At 47.0% G+C, this 13,315-nt stretch carries 12 protein-coding genes; 4 read left to right on the forward strand and 8 right to left on the reverse strand.

The features are described 5' to 3' along the window. Positions 1-54 precede the first annotated feature (54 nt). Entirely contained in the window at positions 55-1,395 is a 1,341-nt protein-coding gene (locus LQ567_RS23365; RefSeq protein ID WP_231008308.1) for a sensor histidine kinase, read from the reverse strand. A 122-nt stretch (positions 1,396-1,517) separates the two neighbouring features. Here LQ567_RS23365 and LQ567_RS23370 point away from each other — a divergent pair, with 122 nt between their 5' ends. The 3 genes from LQ567_RS23370 (at position 1,518) to LQ567_RS23380 (ending at position 3,513) form a co-directional block, all read left to right on the forward strand. Then, positions 1,518-2,078: a YqgE/AlgH family protein gene (locus LQ567_RS23370; protein WP_231008311.1), complete on the forward strand. Its 561-nt coding sequence runs from the start codon at positions 1,518-1,520 to the stop codon at positions 2,076-2,078. A 148-nt stretch (positions 2,079-2,226) separates the two neighbouring features. Next, entirely contained in the window at positions 2,227-2,946 is a 720-nt protein-coding gene (locus LQ567_RS23375; protein ID WP_231008312.1) for a DUF4197 domain-containing protein, read from the forward strand. A gap of 54 nt (positions 2,947-3,000) precedes the next feature. After that, the gene (locus LQ567_RS23380; RefSeq protein ID WP_231008313.1) at positions 3,001-3,513 is read left to right on the forward strand and encodes an RDD family protein; all 513 of its coding nucleotides are present in this window, start codon (positions 3,001-3,003) and stop codon (positions 3,511-3,513) included. 147 nt (positions 3,514-3,660) lie between these two features. On the opposite strand, the gene LQ567_RS23385 is transcribed toward LQ567_RS23380, so the two are convergent. The 7 genes from LQ567_RS23385 to atpD all read right to left on the reverse strand — a co-directional run bounded on the left by LQ567_RS23385 (position 3,661) and on the right by atpD (position 11,087). Further along, a complete protein-coding gene (locus LQ567_RS23385; protein WP_231008314.1) occupies positions 3,661-4,326 on the reverse strand; it encodes an outer membrane protein in 666 nt (221 codons plus the stop codon). Between the two features lie 8 nt (positions 4,327-4,334). After that, positions 4,335-5,381: a type IX secretion system ring subunit PorN/GldN gene (gene porN / locus LQ567_RS23390; protein WP_231008315.1), complete on the reverse strand. Its 1,047-nt coding sequence runs from the start codon at positions 5,379-5,381 to the stop codon at positions 4,335-4,337. A gap of 43 nt (positions 5,382-5,424) precedes the next feature. Further along, the gene (gene porM / locus LQ567_RS23395; protein ID WP_231008316.1) at positions 5,425-6,939 is read right to left on the reverse strand and encodes a type IX secretion system motor protein PorM/GldM; all 1,515 of its coding nucleotides are present in this window, start codon (positions 6,937-6,939) and stop codon (positions 5,425-5,427) included. 46 nt (positions 6,940-6,985) lie between these two features. Further along, positions 6,986-7,621, reverse strand: coding sequence for a GldL-related protein (locus LQ567_RS23400; RefSeq protein ID WP_231008317.1), 636 nt, complete (start codon positions 7,619-7,621; stop codon positions 6,986-6,988). A gap of 46 nt (positions 7,622-7,667) precedes the next feature. Beyond that, entirely contained in the window at positions 7,668-8,903 is a 1,236-nt protein-coding gene (gene porK / locus LQ567_RS23405; protein WP_449586258.1) for a type IX secretion system lipoprotein PorK/GldK, read from the reverse strand. Positions 8,904-9,248: 345 nt separating this feature from the next. Further along, a complete protein-coding gene (atpC, locus tag LQ567_RS23410) occupies positions 9,249-9,503 on the reverse strand; it encodes an ATP synthase F1 subunit epsilon (protein ID WP_231008320.1) in 255 nt (84 codons plus the stop codon). 90 nt (positions 9,504-9,593) lie between these two features. After that, the gene (gene atpD / locus LQ567_RS23415; protein WP_231008322.1) at positions 9,594-11,087 is read right to left on the reverse strand and encodes a F0F1 ATP synthase subunit beta; all 1,494 of its coding nucleotides are present in this window, start codon (positions 11,085-11,087) and stop codon (positions 9,594-9,596) included. A gap of 298 nt (positions 11,088-11,385) precedes the next feature. On the opposite strand from atpD, the gene LQ567_RS23420 reads away from it, so the two are divergent. Beyond that, a complete protein-coding gene (locus LQ567_RS23420; protein WP_231008323.1) occupies positions 11,386-13,152 on the forward strand; it encodes a L,D-transpeptidase family protein in 1,767 nt (588 codons plus the stop codon). Positions 13,153-13,315 lie beyond the last annotated feature (163 nt).

Here is a 13,315-nt window from a genome sequence, read left to right on the forward strand (position 1 = left end):
GTGTAAGGATGCCTTCGGGGACCTGCATTCATTCAACAACATTCCCCCGCCTCGTCAGCGTGCATCCGTTTCCAAAGGAAATTCCAATGTAAAAATACTTCCCCGGCCAAGCGTGCTTTCAACCTTTATCGATCCGTTGTGTGACTGGGTGACCGATTTAACGTAATTCAATCCCAGGCCAAAGCCCTTTACATTATGCAGGTTGCCGGTATGTGCCCGGTAAAATTTTTCAAAAACCCTTTTTTGCGTTTCCCGTGTCATCCCGATACCATTGTCTTCAAATTTCAGGATGAGCTTATCGCCCGAATTAAATGAGCTGATCTTTAAATGAATGGGAACATGTTCCTTTGAGTACTTTACCGCATTATCGATCAGGTTATTGACCAGGTTGGTAAAATGCACCTCATCGCCTTTAATCAAATCATTGGAAGCGCCTAAAGCCAGCTCTGCCCGGCCATTTTTTTCCTGCAGTTGCAACAGGAATTTATCTGCTACCAGCTTTATAATTTCATGCACATGTACCGGACCTTTGTCCAGATCCACTTCCTGTTTTTCGAACTGGGAAGCTTTTAGAATGGCTTCCACCTGCTTGTTCATCCGCTGGTTTTCCTCCTTGATGATGCCGCTGAAGTAGGACATCCGCTCCCGGCTCGACATTACCTTTTCGTTTTTGAGCGCATCTACCGCCAGCGAAATCGTGGCGATCGGCGTCTTAAACTCGTGGGTCATGTTATTGATAAAATCATTCTTGATTTCACCCAGTTTCTTTTGACGCAACATGGTATACACCGTTACAAAGAAAGCGGCGATAATTACCAGTGTAAACAGGATCGCCAGCAGGATGTTTCCGGTAAGCGACCGCAGTACCAGTTTTTTATAATCGAGGGCCACCACAAACAAGGCCTCATCCGGGTTTTCAAATGCTGATCCGCTCGATACCACGATCCCCACGCCTTTTGCAGAATAATTATGAATGGTATCTGCATTTGCCTGAACATAGTTGGGTGTCTGCTTTTCAACCGGGTCAAAAGGCTGATCGCTCCTCAGCATCAGCATAAACTCAAACCCCAGGTCTTCCAGGCCCGCACGGTCGAACGCCTTCCGGATCCGGTCGTACAATTTCTGGTGGCTCATCTTGGCATGAATGGTATTGCGCTTAAAAAAATCATGCGCAGACCTCGGAAACAACGGGATATCGTTATTATAAGGCGTACTGTACTGCGTTTTAAACTGGATCAGTTCCAGTCCCACTTCATTCACGGCATTGTCGATCCGTTGCCGCACCTGGTCCTCCCGCAAAATAGCGGCATTCTTCAGCCAGGAAACCTGGAAAAGAATAATCCCCAAAAGAGAAAGTGAGATCAGAACAGTTATGAGTACAAATAATTTTTTCACAAACTTAAAAACTGGGTAAAAGCAAATATAATCATCGATCCGCATCTGTAAAAACCATAAATCTGTTTACCTTTATACTTTAACGTGCTTTTATAGAAGCATTCAATGTTATCATTATATAATTGAAGCAACTAATGGAACCGGAAAGCGGCAGTTTTTTGATAGCCAATCCTCATTTGAACGACCCGAATTTTGTACGGACCGTTGTGTTCCTTTGCGAACATGATGCTACCGGAACGGTAGGTTTTGTCATGAACCGGAAAACCGGTCATACCATCGGCGACCTGGTGCCTGATTTTGAAGGTTTTGATTTCCCCGTATATGAGGGTGGGCCTGTTGGACTGGATAACCTGCATTTTTTACACCAGTATCCGGAAGCGATTCCCGGTGGCAAGGAAGTACTGGATGGCGTTTACTGGGGCGGGGATTTTGAAATACTGGCCGGCCTTTTATCCGAAGGCCGCATTGAGCCTCAAAAAGTTCGGTTTTTCCTGGGCTATAGCGGATGGGGAGAAGGCCAGCTGAATTTTGAAATGGAGGAAAAAACCTGGATCGTAGCAAAAGCTACCCGGGAATTCCTGTTCAGCGACGATGAAACAGCGCTCTGGAAAAACATTCTTACGCATCTCGGCGGAGACTATAAGCTTATTATTAACGCACCGATCGATCCCCGGTTGAATTAGTTTTCTACGAGCGCTATCCGGGTGTTCTCATACCTAGTTTGCTGTTACGCATTCACGTATTCTTCGTACCTTAACAGGTTGCGATCTCAAATCTCAAATCTCAAATCTCAAATCTCAAATCTCAAATCTCAAATCTCAATCCATATCCATGAAACGTTTATTATTTTCCATTGCACTAGGGGTGTCTGTTTGTTTTTCCGGCTGTGATACCCTGCAATCTGTAGCCGGCGGCCTTTCACAACTGGAGATGGCCAACGGCCTTCGTGCAGCGCTTACCCAGGGGCTCTTCAGCGGCTTTGAAGCTTTTGCAAATCCTAACCAGGGCAACCCGCTGGTTCGCTTTGCTTTTCCCGGTGATGCCGCAAAAATTGAGAAAACCCTGCGCGACCTTGGGCTGAGCTCATTGGTAAACCAGATGACCTCTAAATTTACCAATGCAATGGGCCAGGCGGTTACGGAGGCCAAACCGGTATTTGTAAATGCCGTTAAAAATATGAGCATTACGGATGCCGCTTCCATTTTGCTGACCAATAACCGGCATGCAGCCACCGACTTTTTCAAAACACAGATGTCGCCTGAGCTGATGACCAAATTCCGGCCGATTGTAGACAACACGGTACGTACCAGCGGCGCCGACCGGGATTATCAATCGGTTGCCAAGGCCTACAATGCCATTCCTTTCCTTGGAAAGAAACTGGAACCCAGCCTGAACGACTTTATAGCGGCCCGGGCCATTGATGGTATGTTTCTTTATGTAGGCAATGAAGAAGAAAAGATCCGTACCAACCTGGCATTCCGCAAAACGGACCTGTTAAAACGGGTGTTCGGGTATGCCGATCAGCAAATGCGGCTGAGGGGTGCGCAATAGTGCAACCTCGTCAGCTGATAAACGGTATGTTTAACAACTCCTAAATCAATACTTATGAACGAAAACAATCCCAACTACCGTCCGTCTGACTATACCGGTCAGCCACAATCAAATCTTTTTAACGAAGAACTGCCAACGGTATATGGAACCTTTTGGGAACGACTGGCTGCTATCCTGATCGACGGATTGATCATCGGGGTAGCGGGTGCCGTCCTCAACAATATCTTCGGTCTGGGCGTTTCCAGGGAAACGCTTTATATGACCGACTCCGGAATATTCCAGGCCTCCTATTTCAAAGGTAACAGCGTTCCGCTGATCGTTCAATGGCTTTATTTTGCGCTGATGGAATCCAGCGCCAAGCAGGCAACCCTAGGCAAAATGGCGCTTGGATTAAAAGTAACCGGTATGAACGGCCAGCGCATCAGTTTTCTTAATGCTACGGGGCGCTACTTTGGAAAGATCCTTTCGGCTATCATCCTGCTTATCGGATACCTGATGGTATTATGGGACGATAAAAGACAGGGCTTACACGATAAACTAGCCGGCACGCTGGTGGTAAAAAAATAAGGATCCACCATTATCTTCTGAACCGCTATCAAAGGACATAGATGCTTCAATGATTGAAGTTTAAAACAGACGGTGCTATCAGTTCCGTTAAATAATAAAGTCGGGATTTTCCCGACTTTATTTGTTCATTATTACAACGCTTTATCGCTACCACAACTGGTTGCTCTTCTGCAAAGAATAAGAGAAGCCCAGCCCCAGTGAATAATATTTATTGGGATTATTGGTTCCGTCCGGATTATGATTATCCAGGTTTTTCGACAGGAACCGCACATTGCCTTCCAGGAAAATGCGCCCGCGGTTACTTACCTGGTATTTAACACCCCCACCTACCGGAAGAATAAAACCCATTTTGTCTGAACGGTCTTTACTGCCCTTGCTAGAACTGTAGTTAAATAATCCGTAAGCGCCGGCACCGGCCAGGATATAGGGCGACCACCGGGTTACCGCATCGTTCAGGATATCGTACTCTGCTTTTACCGTAGCCTCCAATATATTGGCATTAAACTTTCCCTGGGGACCGCTTACATCCTCATCCAGGTTATTTCCCCGCAATCCGCCAAATAACAACTCCCCTCTTACAAATAATTGAGAAGGCAGGATCATGCTGTGATCATAGAAGGCCGAAACGGCATAAGAGGTATGCGTACCCAGCGGCGTTTTTACGGCATACCGGCCGGCATAACCCAGGGCTCCCGCCGTAATACCTACATGGCTTTTATGGGCACGGTAATCTTTTTGCCCGTTGCTTTGGGCTACTGTACACAAACTGCTGCCAACAAATCCTGCAAACAGGAACCAATCTTTTACTTTCATAGTTATTTTTATTTGCCCCACATACGCCGGCTCAGGTTATTCAGCTGTTGCTGAATTTCCGTTGAATGCGCCTCCGTAAGCGGGTTTTCATTAAATCCGTTCTCTGCATCCAGTGAAGATTTGATCACCTTGCTGTCGAACAGGCGGTTTTCAAACACTTCCTCCCAGGTAATGCGCCCCCCCATATCCAACGGGTTTACGATATTGCTTCTGACAAGCGTTTTTCTCAAATCAGGATAATACAGCCAAAACAGGGCGTGCTCGCTATTTTCTACGGTATAACCATCGGAAGTGGTATAGGAAGACAGCGGTGCAATACCCAGGATACGGATATAGGTTTTACCGTCTCTTTTATTAAACACCCATTCTTCCTTGATCCGGAATTTATATACCGAATCGCCAGATACCATCCGGCTTCTTACCTGGTAGCCAACAATATTTCCATCCATATCATACTTGGCGGCCGTATCCTTTCCGCCACCAAAGGAAGCTACCACATCATCGTAGCTGATGGGTGTGGTAAAGCGGTCGTCGATATTACTAAATGCCTGAACCCCGTTATCTTTAACTGCCTTCAGCATAATGTTGATTAACCGGGCATTTTCATCGCCGTCGATCGCTTTATTAAAGAAATAGCGGGCATTCTTTTGTGTACGCGCATCAATGGTACGCCATACCCTTACCCGGTACAAGGCATCAGATGCATACAGGGCCGTATACGGCAGCGGCGTGGCCGTACTGTCCGACATATCATCTTCCAGCACATTGTCTTTACGCAATGATTTCGACGATCCGCTAAACAGCCCTCCCCCCTGTGCTTCTTCCACCACTTCAATGGGAAGATGGGCCTGGATGCTGTCCGTTACCGGTGATTTATCCGGATCCGGCTGCCCTGGTTTTGTGGCGCCTTTAGGCGTGTTGGCTTTGGGAGCCGCCGGCTTTTTTTCGTAGGATGAAACGGGCGTATCATACGCACTCCTTTGAGAAAAGCTGTATTCTGAAACAGAAAGCAATCCTGTTGTCAGACAAGCGGCTATAAACATGTTCAATTTCATCAGTATATTTTTTGCCTCCGGAACAATCCCGGAAAACGATCCATTAATATAAGTTAAACGCTATCGGCGGTAAGGTTCTTGTGCCTCCGGGACCTGTAGCCTTTATTTCATCAATTGTGATGGTGCTTCCGGGTTGGGCCCGCTCGATGAGCGACCGGGCGGCATTAAACGAGTTGCCGGATACGGCCTTATGCATAAATTCGGGATACCCCGCTCCTGCAAAGGTCATGGTATAGCTGGACACGGTGAACTTTACGCCTTCAAACACAAAATTCTCCAGTTCTGCACGCACGCCGGCTTGCGCCTTGAAATCGTTTACCCGTATACGGCCGCCTTTGCTGGCACCTACCATTGCCGTAGGCGAGGGTACCGATTTTACCCGGAATTCAAAATTACTGGTGTGTTTACCATCGTTTACCGAAACCGTAGCGGTTCCCGGTGTGCTTACCCGCGCCGTGTATTTTCCACGCGCACCGGAAATACTGCCCTGGCTGATGGAAACCCGCAGCTGATCTGCACTGGTACCACTTCCGCCACCTACGGAAATCGGGTTATCCAATCCTACATACAATACCTTTACCGCATCGGCACTCACCGTTAGCCCGGTTGGAGAGGCCACCGTGTAGGTAATATCCCGGGTAATCACCGAAGTAGTTCCATCCGGCTTTACAAAAGAGATATTTACCTTTTTGGTGTAGGTGCCCGGACCTCCTGCAACGGTTTTATATTCGGCCAGCCCGTTTGCATTGAGCGGCACTGCCGCGCCATCGATGGTTACGGTGGGACGTGCATTTTTACTAAACGCCCCCACCCCGGCGGTGATATTAAATTCCTGGCCCGGCAGCAGGTACTGCGCATTGGCCGTTGCCAGGGCCTGAAACTCGTCATACACCACTTTTACGGCTCCTATCTTATTGTGACAAAACTCGATCACCTGGGATTCGGCATTCTTAATATCGTTCTGGAATTTAGAAAGAATGGTAATAGCCGCAACAGAAGGCGTGCTTCTGAAATAGGCGGCGGACCAGGTTTTATTGTTGCTGTTTTTTACTTCTGGCATGCTCAGATCCAGGGGCAGGGCATGCTGAAATTCGTTGTTGATTTCCGGATCGATCGATAAGACCGCGGTTTTATATCCGGTCAGTTTTTTCAACAGGTCGTCCCCCTGTTTTTTATCTACCATGATCCGGGTGGGCACATCCAGGTTACTTTCCTTGTAGGCACCTGTTTTTGCATTCAACCCGGATGCCGTTTTGATCTGCGTCTTTAATGATTCGATATAGGTAACAAGGTCATCTGAAAGCTGGCGGGCTTTTTCTGCCTTCGGCATCCATATATGCGCCAGTTCCTGGGTTTTAGGGTCATTTGCTTTTTCTTCCAGCGAAACGAAAATGGTCTTATTCTTCTTGTCGATGGTTTCATTGGCATTTGTCAAGCTCTTATCGATCGTCTTAAATGCATTCAACACCTCCGATGATACATTCAGCGCCAGCAATGCTGTCAGCACCAAATACATCAGGTTGATCATCTTCTGCCTCGGCTCTCGTGGTAAAGCCATAATAGAATTCCTTTACGTGATTTTGATAAATTACAGGATCAACGGATTATCCGTTCTTCATTTGCATGGCGGCGATCATGCCGCTGTACATCTGGTTTAACCGGGCAAGATTCTTTGAAAGATCTGCAATCTCTTTTTGCGTGTTCTTTGCATCTTCCGCGCTGTTTACCAGGGCATCTGAAGTTTCCGCCAGTTTTTTATAATACATATTCATCTGGCTGATGGAGGCGCTGGCCTGTTTGATCTGCCGGGCGTACTCCTCGGTGTCCACGATACTTTCAGAAGCATGACTGATCCGGGTAATATTGGCCTCCAGGCTTTTAAAACCGGTGCTCAGTCTGCCCAGGTTCTCGGGTGTAATATCGGCGGCCTTCAGCATTTCATCAACAGAAACCAGGGCGCTGTCCTTTGCCATTGTTTTTTTCACCACTACGGTGTCTTCTGCCCCGGCCGGATTGCCCATCTCATCTACTTTTTGCGGAGGATTGAACAGGTACATCAAACCAAAGCTCAGGAATACCAGCACCTCGGTATACAAACCGATCTGAAGCCACACATTGGGATCTCCGAACGGGGAAGTACCGGTAAGTTTAAACAACACCCCCAGCAATACAGGAACCGCACCCAGGGAATAAAAGATTTCCAGGTAACGGTCTATCGGGCGAACTTTTTCAACAGCCATACACGCTAATTTTTATTGATAAATTGTTTGATGAAATACAAATTGATTATTCAGGCAGGTTCACCACAATGCGAAACCCGAGGTAAGAATGCGATGCATCCAGATCTTCAAAAGAGCGGTTCTCTGCGGTCATAAACGTGGGCGTATCTTTCCAGCTGCCGCCCCGGATCACCTTCCGCCGCTGTGCCCTGGATTCCGATTCAGGCGTACCCCATTGGATATCGGGGTTAAACCGGTTCTGAAAGTTTTCCCCGCCCTCATAATAAGAGGTAGTGGTCCATTCAGATACGTTATCCGCAAGATTGAACAAGCCGAAATCGCCTTTTTTAGCCCCCTTTACATATACCGGGAATATCTTTCCCTCCCCGGGTATAGCGGTCTTTGTATTATTGCCGATTTCGTCATTGCCCGTTTCCTTTGGCCCGCTTTCCTTTTTCACCGAGCCTTTATTGTTCAAACTGGCAGCATATTCCCATTCCGCTTCTGTAGGGAGCCTTGCCTTTCCTCCGGCATTTCCGCGGTTCCGGGATTGTTGTGCCATGATCTTATGCTTGGTCATCCAGTCGCAATAGGCGCTGGCCTGCTTCCAGCTTACCCCTACAACAGGGTAATTCTGGTATTTGGGACTGCTGAAATAATTCACTGCCATCTGCTCGTTGTTCGAGTATCCAAAATCCCGCATCCAGGCGAGTGTATCGGGATATACCTGAACCGTATAACGATATACAAAATCCTTGGCATCCCGGCCTTTGTTTTCCTTCTTTGCTGCTTCCTGGTAATTAAATCCTTCCAGCGCATAGATCAGCTTATCCGGATCCAGCATGCGCTTCTGACTAATCGTTTTAGAGGGATCCAGCACCAGGTCGCCCAGTTGTGAAAGGATGGCCGGATCGGAGTAGTTGATCCGGGAAGCCATTTTCCAGTTAACGGCGCTGTCATTCCCTACAATGGTTACGTACTGCCCGCCAAGGCGCTTTGCCGCAATTGAATCCCGTACCCAGGCCACAAATTCATGGTACTGGGCATTGGTAACCTCCGTTGCCGACATGTAGAACCCACTGATGAGCACCGGGCGCTGCTGATCCTGACTGGTAGGCGAAGTAGAGTCGCCATGATTTCCCATGATAAAGGTTCCGGTGGGGATCTCCACTACCGACATCGGCAGTGTAGCGCCGATTTCGGACTTCTTACCCACAACTTTTCTTAAACTAACGCTTTTCTGAGAATATGATTGAAAACACAGGAAGGATGCAATAATGAAAAATAGAAGATGATTCCTCATGGGAAGATTTAGGTTTAAAAACTTTAGATTCGCAAAATGTCTGCCAGAATCTGAGCAAATTAAACCTCTTTTACAAAAAAAAGGAAAGTTTTTTTAGCAACGCCATTACAAAACCCGAATTATACCCCAAACAGGGTATGCTTTGCAGACACCCGGAAAGCACCGCACACCCTGCTTTTTATTAGATAACGATTATAAATGACTGAAAAACTGGCGATACTGAATATTTCGGACTTCCGGATCCTGAACGTCCGGAAGGTCAATCCGGTGATTTTCAGCGATCATATAAAAAAAGCCCGCTCTATAGAACGGGCTCTGTATAAAATATTTATAAATAAATATCCGTTATAATGGAAGGGCTCCTTCGATAAGAACGGTTACCTTATTATTCAGTACTTCCACAAATCCGCTCTGGATCTGGAAATAGCTGGAGCTGTTGTTACGGTCCTTTAAGATCTTCAGTTTACCTTCCTGCAATGCAGCAATCATTGGCGCATGCTTGTCCAGGATCTCAAATGAACCGGAAATTCCGGGCATTTGTACACCGTAAACATCACCGCTGTAGACCTTTTTCTCCGGAGTTAATATTTCTAATTGCATACAATTTGGAAATTTATAAATTTGAAAATTTGAAAATTCAGACGTTCTGCACTAATAATTTTCAAATTAGTACACTTTCAAATCTTCAAATTACGCTTGCGCCAGTAATTTTTTCCCTTTTTCGATAGCATCATCAATATTACCTACAAGGTTAAATGCTGCTTCAGGATATTCGTCTACCTCACCGTCCATGATCATGTTGAATCCGCGGATGGTTTCGTCGATGGGCACCAGTACGCCTTTCAAACCGGTAAAGGCTTCTGCCACGTGGAACGGCTGCGACAGAAAACGCTGTACCTTACGGGCGCGGGATACGGTCATTTTATCTTCGTCACTCAGCTCATCCATACCCAGAATGGCGATGATATCCTGCAATTCTTTATAACGCTGTAAGATCCGTTTTACACGGTTGGCGCATTCGTAATGGGCATCCCCTACTACCTGCGGCATCAGGATACGGGAAGTAGAATCCAGGGGATCCACGGCCGGATAAATACCCAGATCCGCAATTTTACGGCTTAATACGGTTGTGGCATCCAGGTGGGCAAAGGTTGTTGCCGGCGCCGGATCCGTAAGGTCATCCGCAGGTACGTAAACCGCCTGTACGGAGGTAATAGAACCGCTTTTTGTAGAAGTGATGCGCTCCTGCATCAATCCCATTTCGGTAGCCAGTGTTGGCTGGTATCCTACCGCTGAAGGCATCCGTCCCAGCAGTGCCGATACCTCAGAGCCGGCCTGTGTGAAACGGAAGATATTATCCACGAAGAACAGGATGTCCTTTCCTTTTCCTTCGCCATCTCCATCCCGGAAATACTCGGCAATGGTTAAACCGCTCAGGGCCACGCGCGCACGTGCACCCGGGGGTTCGTTCATTTGTCCGAATACGAATGTAGCTTTGGAATCGGCCAGCTCTTCCTGGTTTACCTTGCTCAGGTCCCAGCCGCCTTCTTCCATACTGTGTTTGAATGCTTCACCATATTTCATAATGCCCGCCTCAATCATCTCACGCATCAGGTCATTTCCCTCACGTGTACGCTCTCCCACACCGGCAAATACAGATAAACCACCGTGTCCTTTCGCAATATTGTTGATCAACTCCTGGATCAATACCGTTTTGCCTACTCCGGCACCACCAAATAAACCAATTTTACCTCCTTTTGCATAAGGTTCGATCAGATCGATTACCTTGATCCCTGTAAACAGTACTTCCGTAGCGGTGCTCAGGTTTTCAAAAGCCGGCGGCATTGCATGGATCGAACGGCCGTTGGCTTTGGAAACAGCTGGCAACCCGTCGATCGCATCGCCGGTTACATTGAACAGGCGTCCTTTAATGGCGTCACCCGTAGGCATGGTAATTCCTTTTCCGGTATCCCGTACTTCGGTACCCCGAACGAGGCCTTCCGTACCGTCCATTGCAATAGTACGCACGCTGTCTTCTCCCAGGTGCTGCTGCACCTCTAACACCAGGGTATCACCATTTTCTTTCGTGAGTTCCAATGCGTTATAAATTTCGGGAAGCGTACCATCAAACTGAACGTCGATTACCGCGCCGATCACCTGTTTTACTTTACCTACGTTTGCCATATCAATATTGAAATATAAGGATTTATTTGAGGCTGCAAAAGTAAGGTTTATCCATATAATAAATAACGCAGACCGAAAGAATTATTAATAACCTGTGGAAAAAACGGTTTTATCGGAACCCGGCACGTATTTTTGCGGGATATAAACACATTAAACTTATTGAGAATGATGAAAAACATTGCCCGGTAAGGAGCCTCAGCAGGTTTCGCGGTGCTTCTTTTTGCTTTCAACTCCTTTTCCCGCAACAAGCATTCCATAAGTTTTGTAAATTACTAGCGCTTTTAAATTGATTGATCCGATGACTATCAGAAAACTTGTGCTTCCCCTGACATTTTTAATGCTGCTGGGCGTTATTTCCTGTAAAAATGTTGAAAAGAAAGAGCGGAAAAAGGTTATCCGTGTAGAAAAACCGGTAACCAAGGTAGATATTACCATCGATACCAGTAACGCGTTTAACCAGCTGTTTATCGATAGCAGCCTCGTAAACGGTTTTCTTGCGGCAGACAGCCTGAGCGATACCCTGGTAAACCGTATCCGGAGCTTTTACAACAGCCGGAATTACCAGTATGCCTGGTTTTCACCCGAAGGGATCCCGGAACATACCATGTCGTTCTGGAACCTGCTGAAAAACTACCTGAATTATTCGAAAGACTCTTCGGTTTACAATAAGGCCCTGACCGCCAAAATGGAGGCCCTGATCACTTCCCGTGAATCGGTAAAAGTTAAAAACGACTCCACCTTCCAGTACCTGGAGCTTTCCCTGACCAAGTATTTTTATTTATATGCCGATCATGAATATGCCTATGATGCCGGCTTCGATATGAAGACCCTCGAATGGTATATTCCCAAGAAGAAGCTTACCCTGGAAGCCATGCTCGACTCGGTAATAGCAGCCAAGGGACAATTTTCAGAGGCTTATGCCCCCCGCAATCCCCAATATACCGCACTCCGGAAAAAGCTCCAGCAATATAAAGCTATTAAGGATGCCGGTGGATGGCCCCGGGTGAACAGCAAGGTGGAGGAAATGAAAACAGGCTACAAGGATGCCGCTGTACTCACATTAAAAAAACGCCTGAAAACCGAAGGATTCCTGGAAGGGGAAGACAGTACGTTTACCAACGTGTACGACACCGCCCTGGCGGAAGCCATAAACGCTGTAAAAGAGGTATACGGTTACAAACCCGACGGCAAAGCAGGAAAAACCTTTCTTAAAGACCTGAATGTATCGGTGGATGAGCGCATTCAGCAGATCCTGATCAATATGGAGCGGATGCGCTGGATCCCCATTGAAACCCGGGACTCCGGCCGGGCCATTATGGTAAATATCCCCGAATATAAAATGCATGTGTATGAAAACGGGCATCCCGCCTGGGATATGAACGTGGTGGTTGGAAAAGAAAGCAACAATACCACCGTGTTTACCGGTGTATTGAAAACCGTGGTATTCAGCCCCTACTGGAACGTACCTACAAGCATTGTAAAAAAAGAAATGGGTGGCCGCCCCAGCCAGGCCTACCTCGATCGTAACCATATGGAGATCGTAAACGGCCAGGTGCGGCAGAAACCCGGTCCCTGGAATTCATTGGGCCAGGTGAAATTCCTGTTTCCCAACAGCTACGACATTTATTTTCACGACTCGCCGGCAAAAAGTTTGTTCAATAAAGACAAACGCAGCTTCAGCCATGGATGCATCCGGTTGAAAGATCCTGCGAAATTTGCATTATATGTACTGGATGATACCGCCAAATGGAATGCGCAGAAAATTGACTCCGCGATGAACAGCGGTAAGGAAAAATTTGTGCGGGTGAAGCGTCCCATACCGGTGCTCATTACCTATTTTACGGCCTGGGTAGATGATACCGACCGGCTCAATTTCCGCGAAGACATTTATGGCCACGACGCCATTATTGCCAAAAAAATGTTCCTGAACAGCGTAGGCACTACCTGGAGCCGCCAAAAGGCGATACGGGACAGTTTGCAGCAGATCAAAGATTCGGTAAAGAAAAAGGAACTGGAACGAAAGGAGAAGCTGAAGCAAGACAGTTTGAAACGGGCGAAGGTGTAGGTTTCAGGTTTAACGTTCCGGACCCGGGGCTTACTCAATTATTATAATATCATTTCCATAAAGCCGCAGATTCGCAGATTTAGCACCCGCTTTAATCGTACTCAAATAATATCGCAGAAAAGGCTCCAAAGACACAATCAGCGTATCAGTAGCAATTATAAAA

This window comes from Niabella pedocola (assembly GCF_021044425.1).
GTDB lineage: Bacteria > Bacteroidota > Bacteroidia > Chitinophagales > Chitinophagaceae > Niabella > Niabella pedocola.

What these genes read in the sequence shown, in the direction of transcription:
- LQ567_RS23400 (WP_231008317.1), bottom strand. Translation starts at nt 7,621, where the DNA reads ATGGCTGTTGAAAAAGTTCGCCCGATAGACCGTTACCTGGAAATCTTT.
- porK (WP_449586258.1), bottom strand. Translation starts at nt 8,903, where the DNA reads ATGAGGAATCATCTTCTATTTTTCATTATTGCATCCTTCCTGTGTTTT.
- LQ567_RS23385 (WP_231008314.1), bottom strand. Translation starts at nt 4,326, where the DNA reads ATGAAAGTAAAAGATTGGTTCCTGTTTGCAGGATTTGTTGGCAGCAGT.
- LQ567_RS23420 (WP_231008323.1), top strand. Translation starts at nt 11,386, where the DNA reads ATGACTATCAGAAAACTTGTGCTTCCCCTGACATTTTTAATGCTGCTG.
- porN (WP_231008315.1), bottom strand. Translation starts at nt 5,381, where the DNA reads ATGAAATTGAACATGTTTATAGCCGCTTGTCTGACAACAGGATTGCTT.
- LQ567_RS23375 (WP_231008312.1), top strand. Translation starts at nt 2,227, where the DNA reads ATGAAACGTTTATTATTTTCCATTGCACTAGGGGTGTCTGTTTGTTTT.
- atpC (WP_231008320.1), bottom strand. Translation starts at nt 9,503, where the DNA reads ATGCAATTAGAAATATTAACTCCGGAGAAAAAGGTCTACAGCGGTGAT.
- porM (WP_231008316.1), bottom strand. Translation starts at nt 6,939, where the DNA reads ATGGCTTTACCACGAGAGCCGAGGCAGAAGATGATCAACCTGATGTAT.
- atpD (WP_231008322.1), bottom strand. Translation starts at nt 11,087, where the DNA reads ATGGCAAACGTAGGTAAAGTAAAACAGGTGATCGGCGCGGTAATCGAC.
- LQ567_RS23380 (WP_231008313.1), top strand. Translation starts at nt 3,001, where the DNA reads ATGAACGAAAACAATCCCAACTACCGTCCGTCTGACTATACCGGTCAG.